This is a genomic window from Polynucleobacter sp. Nonnen-W13, from assembly GCF_018881735.1.
In the GTDB taxonomy this organism is placed as follows: domain Bacteria; phylum Pseudomonadota; class Gammaproteobacteria; order Burkholderiales; family Burkholderiaceae; genus Polynucleobacter.
The window spans coordinates 844484-861389 of the sequence record NZ_JACVPU010000001.1 but is presented as its reverse complement, the minus strand read 5'-3'; the positions used below and the strand labels follow the sequence as shown (position 1 = coordinate 861389).

19 protein-coding genes, 2 tRNA genes and 1 riboswitch are annotated in these 16906 nt (G+C 44.0%); of the genes, 7 read left to right on the top strand and 14 right to left on the bottom strand.

The window, feature by feature from the left end; genetic code table 11:
• Window positions 1-94: 94 nt before the first annotated feature.
• From ICN27_RS04490 to ICN27_RS04460, 7 genes are all read right to left on the bottom strand, one after another.
• Window positions 95-280 carry a hypothetical protein gene (locus tag ICN27_RS04490; RefSeq protein WP_216269116.1) on the bottom strand — a complete coding sequence of 62 codons (186 nt, stop codon included), beginning with the start codon at window positions 278-280 and terminating at the stop codon, window positions 95-97.
• 118 nt (window positions 281-398) lie between these two features.
• A riboswitch (glycine riboswitch) is annotated at window positions 399-503 on the bottom strand.
• 469 nt (window positions 504-972) lie between these two features.
• On the bottom strand, window positions 973-1152 hold the full coding sequence (locus ICN27_RS04485) for a hypothetical protein (protein ID WP_216269115.1): 180 nt from the start codon (window positions 1150-1152) through the stop codon (window positions 973-975).
• Window positions 1153-1498: 346 nt separating this feature from the next.
• The gene (locus ICN27_RS04480) at window positions 1499-2806 is read right to left on the bottom strand and encodes an aspartate aminotransferase family protein (RefSeq protein ID WP_216269114.1); all 1308 of its coding nucleotides are present in this window, start codon (window positions 2804-2806) and stop codon (window positions 1499-1501) included.
• Window positions 2803-3735 carry an NAD(P)-dependent oxidoreductase gene (locus tag ICN27_RS04475; protein WP_216269113.1) on the bottom strand — a complete coding sequence of 311 codons (933 nt, stop codon included), beginning with the start codon at window positions 3733-3735 and terminating at the stop codon, window positions 2803-2805. The genes ICN27_RS04480 and ICN27_RS04475 overlap by 4 nt, the downstream gene beginning before the upstream one ends.
• Window positions 3736-3749: 14 nt before the next feature.
• Window positions 3750-4460 (bottom strand): trans-aconitate 2-methyltransferase, encoded by a 711-nt coding sequence (locus ICN27_RS04470; protein ID WP_216269112.1) that lies wholly within the window; start codon window positions 4458-4460, stop codon window positions 3750-3752.
• Between the two features lie 165 nt (window positions 4461-4625).
• A tRNA-Arg gene (locus ICN27_RS04465) sits at window positions 4626-4702 on the bottom strand.
• 35 nt (window positions 4703-4737) lie between these two features.
• Window positions 4738-4814 (bottom strand) — tRNA-Pro (locus ICN27_RS04460).
• Window positions 4815-4874: 60 nt separating this feature from the next.
• Here ICN27_RS04460 and ICN27_RS04455 point away from each other — a divergent pair.
• Both ICN27_RS04455 and ICN27_RS04450 read left to right on the top strand, forming a co-directional pair.
• Window positions 4875-5240, top strand: coding sequence for a hypothetical protein (locus ICN27_RS04455; protein ID WP_216269111.1), 366 nt, complete (start codon window positions 4875-4877; stop codon window positions 5238-5240).
• A 90-nt stretch (window positions 5241-5330) separates the two neighbouring features.
• Window positions 5331-7436, top strand: a complete 2106-nt coding sequence (locus tag ICN27_RS04450) for a TonB-dependent receptor (protein WP_216269110.1) — start codon at window positions 5331-5333, stop codon at window positions 7434-7436.
• Window positions 7437-7443: 7 nt separating this feature from the next.
• On the opposite strand, the gene ICN27_RS04445 is transcribed toward ICN27_RS04450, so the two are convergent.
• The 5 genes from ICN27_RS04445 to ICN27_RS04425 all read right to left on the bottom strand — a co-directional run bounded on the left by ICN27_RS04445 (window position 7444) and on the right by ICN27_RS04425 (window position 11104).
• Window positions 7444-7971, bottom strand: coding sequence for a chromate transporter (locus tag ICN27_RS04445; RefSeq protein ID WP_216269109.1), 528 nt, complete (start codon window positions 7969-7971; stop codon window positions 7444-7446).
• A complete protein-coding gene (locus ICN27_RS04440) occupies window positions 7968-8540 on the bottom strand; it encodes a chromate transporter (protein ID WP_216269108.1) in 573 nt (190 codons plus the stop codon). Before ICN27_RS04440 ends, ICN27_RS04445 begins: the two co-directional genes overlap by 4 nt.
• Window positions 8537-9364 (bottom strand): hypothetical protein, encoded by an 828-nt coding sequence (locus ICN27_RS04435; protein ID WP_216269107.1) that lies wholly within the window; start codon window positions 9362-9364, stop codon window positions 8537-8539. The genes ICN27_RS04440 and ICN27_RS04435 overlap by 4 nt, the downstream gene beginning before the upstream one ends.
• Window positions 9365-9422: 58 nt before the next feature.
• Entirely contained in the window at window positions 9423-10328 is a 906-nt protein-coding gene (ppk2, locus tag ICN27_RS04430) for a polyphosphate kinase 2 (protein ID WP_216269106.1), read from the bottom strand.
• 65 nt (window positions 10329-10393) lie between these two features.
• A complete protein-coding gene (locus ICN27_RS04425) occupies window positions 10394-11104 on the bottom strand; it encodes a 1-acyl-sn-glycerol-3-phosphate acyltransferase (RefSeq protein ID WP_255534980.1) in 711 nt (236 codons plus the stop codon).
• Window positions 11105-11251: 147 nt separating this feature from the next.
• Between ICN27_RS04425 and ICN27_RS04420 the strand changes: the two genes are divergently transcribed.
• Genes ICN27_RS04420 through ICN27_RS04405 form a run of 4 tightly spaced genes read left to right on the top strand, consistent with a single transcriptional unit; the run spans window position 11252 to window position 14478 of the window.
• A complete protein-coding gene (locus tag ICN27_RS04420; RefSeq protein ID WP_215310047.1) occupies window positions 11252-12061 on the top strand; it encodes a UDP-2,3-diacylglucosamine diphosphatase in 810 nt (269 codons plus the stop codon).
• On the top strand, window positions 12058-13086 hold the full coding sequence (locus ICN27_RS04415; RefSeq protein WP_216269104.1) for a glycosyltransferase family 1 protein: 1029 nt from the start codon (window positions 12058-12060) through the stop codon (window positions 13084-13086). Before ICN27_RS04420 ends, ICN27_RS04415 begins: the two co-directional genes overlap by 4 nt.
• 9 nt (window positions 13087-13095) lie before the next feature.
• Window positions 13096-13497, top strand: a complete 402-nt coding sequence (locus ICN27_RS04410) for a diacylglycerol kinase (RefSeq protein ID WP_216269103.1) — start codon at window positions 13096-13098, stop codon at window positions 13495-13497.
• 45 nt (window positions 13498-13542) lie between these two features.
• The gene (locus tag ICN27_RS04405) at window positions 13543-14478 is read left to right on the top strand and encodes a GNAT family N-acetyltransferase (RefSeq protein WP_255534979.1); all 936 of its coding nucleotides are present in this window, start codon (window positions 13543-13545) and stop codon (window positions 14476-14478) included.
• A 3-nt stretch (window positions 14479-14481) separates the two neighbouring features.
• On the opposite strand, the gene ppx is transcribed toward ICN27_RS04405, so the two are convergent.
• Window positions 14482-15993 carry an exopolyphosphatase gene (gene ppx / locus ICN27_RS04400; protein ID WP_215310041.1) on the bottom strand — a complete coding sequence of 504 codons (1512 nt, stop codon included), beginning with the start codon at window positions 15991-15993 and terminating at the stop codon, window positions 14482-14484.
• A 125-nt stretch (window positions 15994-16118) separates the two neighbouring features.
• Complete coding sequence (locus ICN27_RS10465; protein ID WP_304608924.1) at window positions 16119-16331, bottom strand: GDCCVxC domain-containing (seleno)protein; 213 nt, start codon at window positions 16329-16331, stop codon at window positions 16119-16121.
• A 143-nt stretch (window positions 16332-16474) separates the two neighbouring features.
• Here ICN27_RS10465 and ICN27_RS04395 point away from each other — a divergent pair, with 143 nt between their 5' ends.
• Window positions 16475-16894: a hypothetical protein gene (locus ICN27_RS04395; protein WP_216269102.1), complete on the top strand. Its 420-nt coding sequence runs from the start codon at window positions 16475-16477 to the stop codon at window positions 16892-16894.
• The last annotated feature ends 12 nt before the right edge of the window (window positions 16895-16906 follow it).

Here is a 16906-nt window from a genome sequence, read left to right as displayed (position 1 = left end):
ACATGAAATTTTGGCCCGCCCATCAGGATTCGAACGCGCCAGATATGCCTTGAAAAAACCCCAGCTATTTCTAACTGGGGCTGTTAATTAGCAATTAGGCTGGAGTAAACGACTTTGAAGACTTGCAGAAATCTACTATTAGCTCCGAAAAGCCAAGATGTCGAGCATTCGTTTTTCTAAAGCTCTCTAATTCAGCAATCACTGGTGGAACTTCATTTTTATATGAAGCGTCCTCATATCCAGGATGGAAAGGAGCCTCTTGGACTAGTTTATTGCTCATGATGTATATCCTTATTCAGTAAGTGAAAATTGAATCAATTGATCTGCGTTAGCAAAAACTGAATTAGCTCGGAAGTGTGTGCATGCGAAATCTCCTAAAGTGCCATATCAATATGGCTGCCGCTCCCCCTGTCCCTGATACCTGAGAGATTCACACTACAGCGTGGCTGAGTGCTTGCTCCTTCGGTGCACCATAAAAATGGTGTCTCTCCAGACGGCTATTTAGGATAAGCAGTACCTTCCTAATGGATACCTGAGCGTTCATGGGAGTTTGCGCCTTCGGTGGAGATCAGATCTCACTCTCCTGCTTGTCAAAAGTATATCCTCAATATTGAAACTGATTCAAGGTTTTTTAATGTAACTGGCCCTTCGGACAAGTTTTTGCTATCTTGGGTAACTAAGAGAGTGCCGTCTCTAATAGAAAGACTGACAAAAGCTATGATTTAAAGGGAGGGGGTAGAACTTTTTTGGCCTGCCCAGCACGGTTCGAACGTGCGACCTAAGCCTTAGAAGAATTCATAACCGCCAAATAGTCTATATATTTTGATGATTTATAGCGTGAAAGCGGCTGTGCAATGCATAAGTATTATTTAGTGTGTCCCTTTGAGGTCAACACCCCCACCAATTCTGATGAGGGTATCAGGGGGTTTTTTGTAGCTCTACGTTATTAATTAATTGATTTAAATCTTTTCTCTAAAGAGTAAGAATTTTGATACCAGTTGATATGACACCGTAGGCAGCAAAGGCGGCAGTACTTAAAGCAGCAGTAAAAACTAAAATGGCGGAAGCAGTGACATAAAAGCTTGGTTTGTGCTTCACAGTTAGCTTATCGTGCTTCTCGAGTTTATGATGCTTGTTTGGCTTGTGTTGCATATCTATTTCCTAAAGCTTATTGATCACCAGTCGGGTCTCATATTTCTGTTAAATGGATGGTTATCTTATGATTCATTGAGGGAACTTATAGGTAAATTTAATTCCCGAATTTTATTCTGCACCAATTAAATGAAACTTCTGTGACATCCAAATTTAAGATTCAAAATGCTGGTTTTATTTGCTTTTGAGCCTGAAATTTGTCCTGACTAACACGATTTAAACGTGCAGCCTACGCCTTAGAAGAAATCGCTTTTACTCGAAAATTCAATGAATTCAAGTGGTTACTGCCTATAATTGGTACCGTGTGATCAACCGTGCAATGACGTAGGTCGTTTGACTACTAACCCTAAAGCGCAGATTTAATTGCCTTAGTGGCTACATCCTCTAACCAAGCAAAGTCTATTTGGCTATGTGCCTCGCAAATAAACCAAGGCTCTCTTGAGTCTGGCTCTAGCATCACTCCATACTCAATCAATTTCCAAGCAAATTTTTGATACAGGCTATTGTTAACTTTTCGCCACTGACGATAATTTATGGGTACTTCCCTAGAGAAGTGAATGCCAAACATTGCAGGCGGTCCAGCAAAGGCATGCTCTATTTTGGCAGCTGTAAAGACACGCCCGAGAAGCGCCTGTATCGTTTGCCCCGCCTCATCCACAGTTTTGAGGGCATTGGTATTTTCCAAAATACCTAAGGTTGCATGCGCTGCACTTAAGGCGACTAAATTGGCAGTATAGGTTCCACCATGCACAACACCTCCAGCATGAGAACCAACTACATCCATTACCTCGGATCTTCCACCAAAAGCCGCTACAGGATAGCCATTGCCCATGGCCTTGGCATACGTTGTTAGGTCTGCATAAATTCCATACAAAGATTGAGCACCACCCTTAGCTACCCTGAAACCCGTTTTAACTTCATCAATAATGAGAATCGTACCGTTTGCGGTACATAAATCACGCAACCTTTGTAACCAGCAATTACAGGCTGCAATGCTGCCAGCATTACCAATAATTGGCTCCAATAAAACACAGGCTAAAGAATCTTTCCGTGTCATAAAAAGTTGCTCAAGAGATTCAAAATCATTGAGCTCAATAAAATCAACCAGCTCTCGAGTATTACCAGGGATGCCTGACCCAAATGGAATAATTTTGGGCGGAAGAAGATCGTCAGCATTCCAGTGCTCGATGTCAGATTTCCACATCATTTCATCAACTAGGCCATGAAAGCTACCTTCTACAATAGCAATTCGATCTCTGCCAGTAAAACCACGTGCTGTTCTAACTGCACCCATCACTGCTTCAGTACCAGAATTAGCAAAACGTAACTTATCAATTTGTGGGCATAGTGCTTTGATTTGCTTCGCCACCTCTGTATCTAAGGAGGTAGAAAAGCCCGATAGCGTTCCACCTTCCTGAATTTGTCGAATAACAGCCTGATCAACACGATCATCGCGATAGCCCAAGATAATTGGGCCATATCCCAAACGAAAATCAATGTATTTTTTGCCATCACAGTCAGTCAGCTGAGCCCCCTTGGCTGAGGAGATAAATACAGTGCGCTCATCACCCCAATAGCGATAGTTTTCTGCAACTCCCTGAGGCATATGCAAGTGAGCTTCTTGCATGAGTTTGACTTGATTCTTTAATGTCATGATCTGTCTAAGGGCTGTGAGGGCGAATTTTGCAAGTGAGGACGCAAATAAGTACCAACACGATCTTCCAATAACTTAACCACATGTAATTCGGCCGCAGATGCGCCATAAGTCTTTTGAGCCTCCTCGAAAAGGCTTTGAACAAATTGACCCATAGTCAACGTGAAGCCCTGAGACTGCGCAATTTGATTAACCAAATCCAAATCTTTACAACATAGCGCTAAAGAAAAACTTGGGTCATAGTGTCCTGCAAAAATAGAAGGGATGTCATGTTGGGCTACCCAGCTATTACCAGCACTTGATTGAATAGCTTCAGAAACAATATCCAATGGAATATCAGCCTTAGCTCCTAACATCAGAGCCTCACCGATCACCGCAGCGTGTGTAAACCATAGCAGATTAGTAAGCAACTTAATCGTAGCCCCATTACCAGGCTTACCAACATAAAATATTTTTTCGCCAAGAACTTCAAAAATAGGTTTACATATCTCAAAATCTGATTGCTTGCCGGCAACAAAAATTGACAGCTTCCCAAGTGCTGCAAAGTCAACGGCATTGGTCACTGGCGCCTCTAAAAAACCTACATTCTTTTGATCTAGTAGGATCGATAATGCTTGTGCAAGCTCTACCGAACTAGTGGAAGTATCAATAATAGTTGAGCCTGGCTTCATTACATCAATAAGCCCACTACTACCAAACATCACCTCTTTGACTTGTGTTGGACCGGGCAACGAACAAATCACCACTTGCGATTTCTGACCAAGTTGTGCAATATTTTCCGCAAGACTTGCACCTAAGGACACTAAATTTATCGCCTTGTGAGGTTCGCGATCAAAAATACTGACCCTGTAACCTGCTTTCAATAAATTAGCTGCCATGGGATTGCCCATATTACCCACACCAATAAAGCCAATCAATGGATCATTCATCTTAGTGAACACCACTAAACACGCTTAAATTCAAGAAAATGTTGGTGCTTTTCTGTGCGATCTTCATACTCAAAACCATAACTTGATAACAATTTCTTGGCATCGCTAAAATTATAGGTGCGATAGTGAATCGTCTGTGCCATGACGCGATTATCTTTGTCATCTAAGTAATAGTGCTTAGTGAACCCCAGCTCTAAAGGTTCAATCTTTTGTGAATAGATCATCCCATTAGAAATGGACTTTTCATAATCATGGTGTGGCCCTTGAATTCCTAGTAGCAATTTTCCGCCGGACTGAACAAATTTACTTAAACTTTCAAGTCCAAGATGGTTTGCTTGCTCATCATAAATATGGCTAACTAGAAATGGTTCTTTATTACCATCAATCACGAAATACCAAACGCCACCGTATGAGAAAGCCAAACGATATTGCTGCTCAAGACTTAACTCAGTAATATTTTGCTGACTTAACTTAATGTTTGGATATGGCTCTAAACGTTTTTGTGCTATGTCAAGCATCGATTGAGTTAAGTCTATGCCACGGATATTAGCTGTTGGTTCACGTTTGGCAATCTCTTCCAAAATTAGACCCGTACCGCACCCAATCTCTAAAACATTCTCAAAAGGATGATGATTAAGTAATCCATCAACAATTGCCTGATAGTCGTAATACCCTGAGGTCATAATCGTGTCGTAATGTGCCGACATCTTGGTGTAATCGCCCATCTGCTTTCCATTTCCAATAGGGATCTTGCAATTTAAGGATTAAAAGCTTCGAGTGGGTGCTTTTTTGTACTATAAACGAAGATTTCTAAGGGATAGGTGATCCCATCCAAAATCCTGTCAATGGAGCACAGTAGTAAGATTGGAGTGACAATGAATATGAGAGTTTGGCCTGCCCAGCACGATTCGAACGTGCGACCTACGCCTTAGAAGGGCGTTGCTCTATCCAGCTGAGCTATGGGCAGAATGTGCTGGGTATAACTAGAACAATAAGGGAAAGTGGTCGGAGTACAAGGATTCGAACCTTGGACCCCCTGCTCCCAAAGCAGGTGCGCTACCAGGCTGCGCTACACTCCGACGGAATCGATATTCTACACCGAGATGCCCTACAGGGGCAAATACTGTAAGATTCGGGGCATGGAAGCCTCATTTTTAAGCAAATTCAGAAAGCAACTCAGGGGCTACCTTGCCCTCGGTTTTCTGCTTGGTTGCTTATTGGGCACCCACTGGATTGGCTTTGCTCACAGCATTGCTCACTCCGGAATCCAGCATCAAAATATTGAACTGAGTTGTACGGATCAAGCGCCCTCACTTGACCATAGCTTTGACAGCTGTCATTTACTTGATGCACTGACACTGGCTGGTTTCCTTGGCTCAACATCCAATCTTTTCCTTGCTAGCGACCTCTCACAGGAAGCGCACTTAGCCTCAAACAACCCGCTACTAGCCCGTATTCAAATTGGGCTTTACCAATCCAGAGCTCCGCCTAGCTTCATTCTGTAATTCATCATCACGTCAAGCGAATGCTTGGCCTACCGATTTATTCAATGCATCCACCTTGTTAGGTGCATTTTTCAGAATGAAAGCTTCACTATGCAGCACTCTCATCATTTTTTAAGTAAGCAAAAAGTTATTTTTGTTCTTATCTCCGGATTATTGAGCTCAGTCACTAATGCTCAATCAGTAGGACCAAGCCTAGAAATCACTGCAACAGGATCGCAAGAGGCCACTCAGAGCATTCTGACGCCAACGAAGGTTTTGCAAGGTGATGAGCTACTGAATAAATTAGGTACAAATTTAGGCGCGACATTGGCTAATGAGCTCGGCGTATCCGCTACAGGATATGGCGCAGGATCATCTCGACCAGTCATTCGAGGTCTAGAAGGTGCTCGTGTGCAAATTTTGCAAAATGGTCTATCAGTTGGCGATGTATCCAACATCTCGCAAGATCATGCCGTTGGAAACAATATGCAAAATGTGCACCAAGTTGAAATTCTGCGTGGTGCAGCTGCTCTACTCTATGGATCAGGCTCAAGTGGTGGACTCGTGAACGTAGTGAATGATCGTATCCTGACCAACCTACCCGATAGACCAACTGGTGCAATTAACACCAGTTACGAGACCGTTAGCAATGGGAGAGCTGGAGCGGTTGAAGTAGATGGGGCATTTGGTTCGGTTGCAGTGCATGTGGATACAGCCATTAATAATGCTGATAACTATCGTATTCCAGGGAACTCCACCCAGTCTCAAGGTGAGCCTACGGGAGGATGGACTGTTCCACCGGAGGGCAACGGCGGGAATAACTATTCTGGTAAGTTGCCGAATTCTTTTAGTAAGCAGAATAATTTGGGCGTTGGCGTTTCTTATATAGGACAGAATGGATATACCGGGGTTTCTGTAGAACGCTTAAATAATAACTATGGCATTCCAACACCTGAAGGTGGATCCATAAACCAGTCGCAAAATCGATATGACATCCAACATCAAACTCGAGATCCATTGACAGGGTTTTCATCATTCAAATTTAGTGCAGCGAATTCAAATTACAACCATACTGAATTTAATAACGTGGGTACCGCTGCCTCAGTTTGGAAGAACATTGCCAATGAGGCTCGCTTAGAACTCGCCCACAATCCTTTAGCTGGCTGGAAAGGTACCTTCGGGGCACAGGTCTCCGCTGCCTCTCTTAATGCAACGGAAGTAGGTACAGGTAGTTATGCTATTGTCCCCCCAACAAAAACTAACTCCAATGCCTTATTTTGGATTGAGGAAGGTAATTGGAATTCTCTACAAGGAAGCCTAGGTCTGCGCTATAACAATGTTGCCCAGAACCCCAATTTAGGCACGACTTTAGAGGCCCAGCCCACAGTTACTCCCACTGGAACTACTCCTAGTATTACTTTGCAAAATCGCAAATTCAATCTCCTATCCTATTCTGCTGGTAGCTTATGGAGCTTCATGCAAGGGTACGGCACTGGAGTGGCTTATACCGTGTCACAAAGAGCGCCAAGTGCTCAAGAACTCTATTCTTATGGCGCACATGAATCTACTGCCACCTTTGATATTGGCAATCCTAACCTTAGCAAAGAGACCTCGCATAACTTAGAGTTCAATATTCAGAAGAACAGTGGATTACTCAGAAGCAAGGCAAGTATTTATGCGAACCGATTCAATAACTATATTTATGGTTATTACACTGGTAGCGCCATTAATAATGGCGGACAACAAGGTGACGGCTTTAACGTAGTCACAGCACAACAAGCTGCGGCAACAATCAAGGGCATTGAGGGTGAACTTACTTATAACTGGAATCAAACTGGCTTAGGGAGCCGAGTATTTGGCGATGCTTCACAAGGAACATTTGATGCGGGAGGCAATCTACCCTTGCAGCCTGCCCCACGTTTAGGTGCAGAGTTGGCGCACCAGCGCAATGGTTGGCTTACCAATGCGACTTATATCTACAGCTATCAACAAAATCGCCTGGCAAACTGGGAACAAGGTCCTGCCCCAAGTTATAACTTATTAAATGCTGGCATCTCTTATACGGAAAAAGTAAAGGATGTGAATTGGACCGTGTATATGAATCTGAAGAACTTACTCAATGAGCAAATTCGGTATGCCACTACACCAATGGCTGTGAGGTTGTATGCGCCTCAGCCTGGTAGAAGTCTGATGCTAGGCCTAAGAGGAACCTTCTAAACTTTTACTAGTTCAGATAAGACATCAATAAGGCACCCAGTCCTCCAGAGAACAAAATAACTAACACCGGATTGATCTTGGTTCTGAGAATGAGATACAGAGTAACTAGAGCAAGCCCCAAGGTAATGCTGCTCACTACAGATGCCTTGGCAACAGCATAAACACCAGATGACATGAGGCCAATCGAAATGGGCTCAAGCGCGTTTTGAATAGATCGTCGCCAAGGACTTTCTCCAAAACGATTCCAGAGCCTCCCCATATAAAAGCACATCAGGCTTGAAGGCAAAAAGAAGGATAGCAAGACTACGCCTGCACCAATGAGCCCAGCAATTTGATAGCCAATCACTAAGACCATCAACATATTGGGGCCAGGCGCCAACTGGCCGATACTATAAATATGAACAAATTGGGTATGGTCTATACCGAACTGATGTGCAAGTATGGTTTGCATCTCGGGCAAAACAGCAGTGCCACCACCCACTGCAAGAATAGAAAGCAAGGCAAAGGTCCAGGCCAAGTGGATCAATAGACTCATTGGGGTTGACCTGGCCTATACAGATAGATCGATATCGGAGCCATAATCAAGATCACATATGGCAATGTAAGCTTGAAGATGCTCATCAATATAAATGTCATAACAATGATGACTAAGGACTTCAGATGACGCCAGTGAGCATCTCCGATTTTGTAAGTAATGGCCGCTAGCAAGCCGGTAGCAGCTGCTGCAATACCAGCCAAGATGAGATTAATCGAAGGATGATCTGCGGTACTAGCGTAGATCATGCCGATACCTAGCACAAATAATGACCCCGGAAATATGAGCCCTAGAGTGGCAATCATGGCGCCGAGAATACCTCGCAGATGATCTCCTGCGAGTACTGCTAAGTTGACTGAGTTTAGTCCAGGCATGGTCTGGCTAATCGCTAGGTAGGCCATAAACTCATCAGCTGAGAGCCACTTTCTCTTTTCAACCAAGAGGATACGTTCGTAGGCAATGATGCCACCGCCAAAGCTGACAGCACCAATAATCAAAAATTGAACAAAGAGATCACGTAAGTCTGGAGACTGAGTTATCGTCACATCATCTTGCATCTGAGAAGTCACTCAGGTTTTCCGTAGACTAAAGCTGTTTTAGTGCTACCAATTTCTAACCAGCTTTCTAGTTCAATTTGGAGCTTCTTGAAGAACTTATCAGCACGCTTATGCGCTTTTACTTGACCACGGTTGGCATCATTCATCCGATATGAAAAGGCCAACTCACCCACAATAGGGTCGCCTACACTCTTCATCCAGATAGCAATTTCACAATGTGCTTGCACGCCATCACCAAATACTAAGTTTCCAATTGGCAAACATGCCTCAAGAATCTTATTGGTGCGTCCGCCAACAATTCGGATGGGGGATTTTTTATCAATTGGCAGAGTGACTAGGCCAGGAAAGAACTTTGCAACACTTGCTAAGGATTTCTCAAAGAGGCCGTCAATAGGCACTGCATCCAAAATTGCGTTGTTGGAATAAATTGCCCTACTTGTACCAATAGCATCGCCTCGAAGAATTTCTTCCTTCAGACGTAAGCGTGACTTAATGGATTTTTTAGGTGATGGGTCAAATTCGTGGGACTTCTGTAAATCGCCCGTACGGCACTTTAAAGTCACCTCACACCAATCATCCACCCAAATATTTTGACGAGATTCACGAACGCGCAAAATAATATTATTGCGCCTGAAATCTTCGCCTGGTGTATCGTAGAAATAAATATTCCGCAAGCCAGTTGTAGCGTTATCTAAGTGGAAAAAATCCACCTTGCTTTTTTTGCAGAACTTGAGAATTTGATCGCTTAAAGCGGTAATACGGCTACGTCTATCCAAACCCTGAGGTTTGATGAGTAGTTTAAATTCCCTATTGGTAATACCCTGCTTTGATTTCAAGTGCTATCCCCTTGGTGAATACTGAGAGATTAACACCTAGAGACCTGCGTTCACAAAATCAATAGATCTCGGGAACGTACATATTTTTTGGCACAGGCCCACGAAGATAATCAGGGTTATGAACTCGTGCGGGCAAGGTAACCTCTGGATGCTCAATTTCTTGATAGGGAATTTGAGTCAGCAGGTGAGAAATGCAATTGAGGCGAGCTTTTTTCTTATCGTTTGCAGCCACAACCCACCACGGTGCTTCAGGAATATTGGTACGCTCAAGCATAGTCTCTTTTGCCTTGGTATAGGCCTCCCAATGACGGCGAGCATCTAAGTCCATTGGGCTCAGTTTCCATTGCTTTAATGGATCATGAATCCGCACCATGAAGCGACTATATTGCTCATCATCTGAAATAGAGAACCAGTACTTAATCAGAATGATTCCGGAGCGAATAATCATGCGTTCAAACTCAGGAACTGTACGCAAAAACTCTTCGTACTCGGCATCATTACAAAATCCCATGACCTTTTCAACACCAGCACGGTTGTACCAGCTGCGATCAAACAATACGATCTCGCCACCAGCAGGTAAGTTTGATACGTAGCGCTGAAAATACCACTGGGTTTTTTCACGCTCGCTAGGCGCAGTCAATGCAACGACCTTACATACGCGGGGATTAAGACGTTGGGTAATTCGTTTGATCGCGCCACCCTTACCTGCAGAATCGCGACCTTCAAATAAAACAGCTACCTTAAGTTTATTTTGAACCACCCAATCTTGGAGCTTTACTAATTCACCTTGCAGGCGAAATAATTCCTTGAAGTAAACATTTCGAGGTATGACAGAGGCACTTCCACCATCAGGTGACAAGCGATCATCATCGAGCTCCATTTCGAGCTCTTCGTCCATGCTATCTAGAATATCTTCCCGAGCACGCTTGTACCACTCATCTATTTCTTTATGCTTTGACGTCATATCTCTTTCCGATACTGATAACTCTTTGTACCTCTAGGATATGACACTTTTATTACATATACTGTTTATAAGGTTTTAGTAATAGCTTCCTGGCAATAGAGAGCGAGTGCTTTTCGATCGGTATTTGCAGATTTGTGAGTCAAATAAGGCTCTAGTAGGCTTAAATGCACCTCTATATCCCGGCTGGCAATAACATTGGACATCGATTCGAGCAGACCCATATCTCCAATAAAGGCAGGGGCATCACTCCTCAGACCCGTTGACCTTGAACGGTAAGCAATGGCTATCGGAAATACTGGAGCATGAGCCAAAATGGCAGATTCAAATAGATTGGGCTTAAACGGCAATACTGACTCCCCAGAAGTAGAAGTACCTTCGGGAAAAATACAGATCGACTCTACTTTCAGAACCTCCGCCATCTGGTCTACCACCTGTCTCGCATGACGCGCACTATCTCTGCGAATAAAGACGGTGCCCAACTGCTGCGCCATCCATCCAAATATAGGCCATCTCCGGACTTCCGATTTTGCGACAAAACGGACCGGTTTAAATGCATTAATTACATGAATATCTAACCACGAGATGTGATTTGATACCAGCAAATGTGGGCTAGAGAGTAATTTCTCCGCGCCAATCACACGCAACGGAATATGAAAGATTTTTAATAATTTCTTAGACCACTCTTGTATGTGGTGGTCTTTTTGTTTTTGATTTAGTAAGGGGAAAATAAAAGAGAGTTTGCATACCCCAACAATCACGTGCAATAGGATTTGCATCCATATCCAATAGCGAAGCCAACTGCTCGGAGTTGAAGTGGGGTTTGATTGGGATTGCCTCATATCTAGCCGTAATATAAATCAAGTCATCAAACTGTCGTAAAAGTGTCATGAGGCCTTCATAATGAATCGGCTTAATACGTACTCATGACGCATTACAGAGCGATTTGGATTTCAGATGTACACCTCGGAACATCAGGGTGTCAGGCAAACTACCTCCTCGATTTCTTAAAGCACAATGAAGCCGATCAGATTTACCTGGTGGGCGACATTATCGATGGCTGGCGCTTAAAACAGTCGTTTTACTGGCCACAGACCCACAATGATGTTGTTCAAAAGTTATTGCGTAAAGCCCGCAAAGGTTCTGAAGTGATTTACATTCCTGGTAATCATGACGAAGCGGCTCGTCAGTACTTTGGTATGTCCTTTGGCGATATCAAGGTTCAAGAAGAGGTCATCCACACAACCTTAGATGGACGGAAGCTGTGGGTAACCCATGGCGATTTATTTGATGGCGTAATGCAATACGCTAAATGGCTTGCCTATGTTGGCGACTCGCTGTATTCATTTATTTTGTACATTAATCGCTACTTCAATATGTTGCGCGTCAAGATGGGATTGCAATACTGGTCACTCTCCCAATATCTTAAGCATCAAGTAAAAAATGCCGTCAGTTATATCGCTGACTTTGAGCACATCATGGCCAGAGAAGCCCGCCTAAGGAATTGTGATGGCGTCGTATGTGGCCATATTCACAAAGCAGAAATTCGTGAAATCGATGGTCTGTTGTATTGCAATGATGGTGATTGGGTCGAAAGCCTATCAGCACTAGTAGAGACCACGACCGGTGAACTGAAAATTATCTACTGGACACATATTCATGGTGATCCAGTGGAAGCACCTGAAATTACTCTCCAACCTGAGCTTGCAACACTTATTAAAGAGGCTACCGTATGAAAATTATGATCATTACTGATGCATGGGATCCACAAGTCAATGGTGTTGTAAGAACGCTCAAACAAACTAGAGCTGAACTCATCGGCATGGGCCATGAAGTCGAAATGATTACCCCGACTGGCTTTAAATCCATCCCCTGCCCTACCTACCCAGATATTGCCTTGTCCTTATTCCCCGGAAAGGAAGTGGCTCGCCGCATTAAAGAATTTGCGCCTGATGCAATGCATATTGCTACAGAGGGGCCTTTGGGCTTATCAGCACGCTCTTATGCCGTAAAGAATGATTTGCCATTCTCTACGGCCTATCACACCCGCTTCCCTGAATATGTCAAAGCCCGCACCGGAATTCCTTTAAGCATTACCTATGCTTTTATTCGCTGGTTTCACGGCCCTTCGATGGCGGTAATGGCGCCAACTATTGTCGTTAAAGATGATCTCGAGAAGTTTGGCCTTAAAAATGTCGTGCTGTGGTCACGAGGCGTAGATTTAGACATCTTCAAAATGCAAGACTCTAAAGCTCTCAATAGCGCTCACCCAATCTTTTTGTATGTTGGTCGAGTGGCAATAGAGAAAAATATCAACGCCTTCTTGGAGATAGATCTACCAGGCTCTAAATGGGTTGTTGGTGACGGTCCTGCAATGGCCGGTATTAAAGAAAAATACCCGAATATCAATTATCTAGGTGTACTACAGCAGGAAGAGTTGGCGAAAGTATATGCTGCTGCCGATGTTTTTGTCTTCCCAAGCAAAACCGATACTTTTGGGCTGGTAATTTTAGAAGCCATGGCTTGTGGTACACCAGTCGCAGCCTATCCAGTGACCGGTCCAATTGATGTTTTAGGCAACTCTGCTGCTGGCGCAATGCACGAAGATCTGCGAGTAGCTTGTATGCAAGCCCTGAAAATTCCTCGTGAACTGGCTAGGGCTCATGCTGAGAAGTTTTCTTGGAGAGCGGCTTCGGAGCAATTCGCCAAGCATTTAAAGCCCGTACCCTCCACGGCTGTTCATGTTACTGCCCTCGCTTAAGAACTCATTTTGTCAGCACCTTACGACATTAAGCAAAACCCACATAAGGGTAACCGCGGCCTCACACGCGCGTGGCATGCAGCCAAGAATTCTTGGTGCGGCATAGTCTATGCATTTCAAGAGGAAAGTGCTTTTAGACAAGAACTTTTCCTGCTGGTAGTGCTGAGCCCAATTGCTCTTTTCTTGCCAATTAGCCCTCTTGAGAAATGTGCCCTGATTGCTTCGCTCATCATGGTTTTAGTGGTTGAGCTGCTGAACTCTAGCGTTGAGGCAGCTATCGATCGAATTTCATTTGATCATCATGATCTATCGAAAAGAGCAAAAGATTTTGGTTCGGCCGCAGTCATGCTTACCCTACTCATTTCCGCCTTACTGTGGGCAACGATTTGCATCCCCATTGTCATCAATTAGTAACACCCATTTCTTACTATTGATTATTAATACTTAAGGAACACTATGTCAGATATTCCAAATCCCCTTGCTGCATTTGATCTATTTAATTCTCGCTTTGAAGTAAAGCCAAAGAAGATTAAAAAAAGTAAAACTGAGGCGATTAAAAAGCTCTTTTCTAAAAAAATTGCAAAGAAGTTATTTGGCAAGAAATTTGCTACTAAAGCCAGAGCTGAGCTGCGAACCCCAGACCCAGTTGCTGAGAAAACGATCGCTAAGCCAAAGCGCCCTGCATTTCAAATTACTTGGGCTAGCAATGCGAGTGAGATTAAAGAAGCGCAGCGCCTGCGCTACAAGGTATTTGCAGAAGAGATGGGGGCGAAGCTTCCAAGCAATCCAGAGAACCTCGATATTGATGAATTCGATGCCTATTGCGACCATTTACTGATTCGTGATCAGGAGTCATTAAAGGTGGTCGGCACCTATCGCGTGCTCCCGCCACACAAAGCTTTGGAGATTGGGCGTCTCTACTCAGATTCAGAGTTTGATTTGAGCCGACTAGACCACTTGCGCCCCAAATTAGTTGAGCTCGGGAGATCTTGCGTGCACGAAGACTTTCGTTCTGGTGCAGTCATCATGGCTTTGTGGAGCGGCTTAGCGCAATACATGCAAAAACACGATTATGAAATCATGCTTGGATGTGCCAGCATCCCCATGGGTGATGGCGGTCACTTTGCAGCGAGTCTATACAACTCACTAAGCAACGATCAAATGGCTCCAGTTGAAAATCATGCATTCCCGCGCCTACCCTTGCCGCTTGAGCGACTCAATGGCGGTTTAGAGGTAGAGCCTCCACCATTGATCAAAGGTTATTTGAAACTAGGCGCTAAGATTTGTAGCGCACCCGCCTGGGATCCAGATTTCAATACAGCAGATGTATTGACCATGTTGCGTCTATCAGAAATCAATCCTCGTTACGCAAAGCATTTCCTAGGGTTGTAAGCATTACTTCAAGCTAATGCTATAAGGTCGGCCGATACGCACCCATTCGGCCGCTTCTTTTTGAAGGCTAAACTCTGTTAATGGATGCTCCTTAGCCCAGTCTTTGGAGAGGCTAACTAAATAGTCTCCATTGTGCTCCGAGACTTTCACCTTGGATAAATTGACATCACTGCGTCCGCGGCAAAGTACCTGCGCAAGCCGCATACAAAACAACATACGCCAATCAGAGAAAGAAGCATTATTCGCTAACTTTCCTAACTTACCGGTGTGACCAATGAGTAAGGCGGCTAATCTAGCCTGATCGTTTTTTGAGAAGCCCGGCATATCGGCATTACCAGCAATGTAGGCAGAATGTTTGTGATATCCGTTATGCGATATCGATAAGCCGATTTCATGAAGATTGGCAGCCCATTGCAATAATGCAATATTATCAGCCCGGCTCTCCTCATCTGGCTTAGGCAATTGTGCCAAAAACTCAGCAGCTAGATTGCCAACGCGCCTAGCTTGTTCACGATCTACCGCGTAACGCTGCATAAATTGCTCAACTGTCACAAAGCGCATATCTTCATGCTGAGAGCGACCTAGCAAGTCATAAAGCACGCCGATTCTTAAGGCGGCATCTGTGACCTCCATGGACTCGATACCAAGCTCATCAAAAACAGCAATCATGATGGCAAGGCCACCCGGCCAAACTGAGCGCCTATCATCCTTGAGGCCTTGTAGCTCAACCTGATTAATATGCTCATACTTCAGAAGATGCTTTTTCATGGCTCTTAAACCATCGCGGGTAATCAAACCATCAGAGTTATCTACCTGGCCATTGAAGTTATTTTCTGCAATCAGTTCGGCTAAAGCGCGTGCGGTCCCCGAAGAACCAATAACTTGCTTCCAGCCAGCCTTTAGATATGCTTCAGAAATCACCTGAATTTCTCTTCGCGCGGCTAGCTCTGCCTCTTTAAAAGCATGAGAATCGATATTGCCCTTAGGGAAAAATCTCAGGCTATGAGAAACGCAACCAATGTACAGGCTTTCCATCAGCTTGGGCTCGTAACCTTTGCCAATGATTAGCTCGGTAGAGCCTCCGCCAATATCCACTACCAAGCGATTACCCTGTACTGCCGGCACTTCATGAGCGGCACCAATGTAGATTAAGCGCGCCTCTTCAACTCCTGCGATCACTTCAATGGGGAAACCCAAGGCCTCCTCAGCCTCCCGGATAAAGTGTGGTGCATTTTTAGCTACGCGCAGGGTGTTGGTGGCAACAGCGCGCACATTAGCAGGATCAAACCCCCGAATGCGTTCACCAAAGCGCCGAATTGCTGTAATTCCTCGCTGATAGGCATCATTACCTAATAATTTATTATCAGTTAAGCCAGCAGCCAAGCGGACAGACTCACGCAGCGTATCAATCGGACGCAGTTGTGTACCGGAAGGCGTCTTGACGACTTGAGCTACTAGCATACGAAAGCTATTAGACCCAAGATCGACTGCAGCGACGAGGTCAGTAGCGTTCATTACGGATTTATTCTGATGTAAGGACACAGCATTTCCAATAGAAGCAGGTTTACTTGAATATGTCTATTTTATGAAACTCTGATGACACATTCGTGAAACGAGACCCTAGTCTACTGGGAAGAGGCCTAGGCAGCTAAATTTTGCTCCGCACTGGAGCAATCTTGACTTCCGAAACTGCAGAAAATACAGCAATCTCCTGATCTGGGCTTCAAAATGATGCTGCAACTTGGGCAGCGATATAAATGCTGAGAATAGCCTTGAGAGATCTCTAGGGTTTCTTGTCCGTAACAGTTAGGGCAGGTAATGATCGTATGTTGTGAAGTCACAAGGGTGATCATGAACTGAAACTATTACAAAATGAAGACAGTCAAAACCTATATACAAAGTCCTGACCAAACATTCATCAAGCCCACTGATCTTCACCGAATCGTCACACTTTAAGAGCATGATAAAGGCTTAAATTCACTACAGGAGATATGGGATGCTGTATCAAATTATCCCTCTTGAAATGGGCTCTCTAGTCCAAAGACATATCTTTAAAAAACAGAATAAAGAAATTAAATGCGGGACAGTCTGGAAGCTTGGATCCATCATAACAACTACAAAACCAAAGTTCATCAGTCAATATGAACCTCAAGTGGGAATGCGTATCGGCGATATTCCTGGGGCAGAAATTAGTAAGACTTATGATGGGGAAAAGGTAATCTATTTTTCTGAGACCATTGATGAAGACGAACAAGATGAACTAACGGATATTTTTTATGGAAAATCAAAAAAGTTTTCTGGTGAATACGCACATGTATTTCAAGATCTAGGGTGGAAGGCTCTAAAAGAAAATACCTACATTTTCGGCGAGATAGAGATTAAGGAAATCAATGATGAGCCTCAGCAATACAAATAAACAAATAAGCGA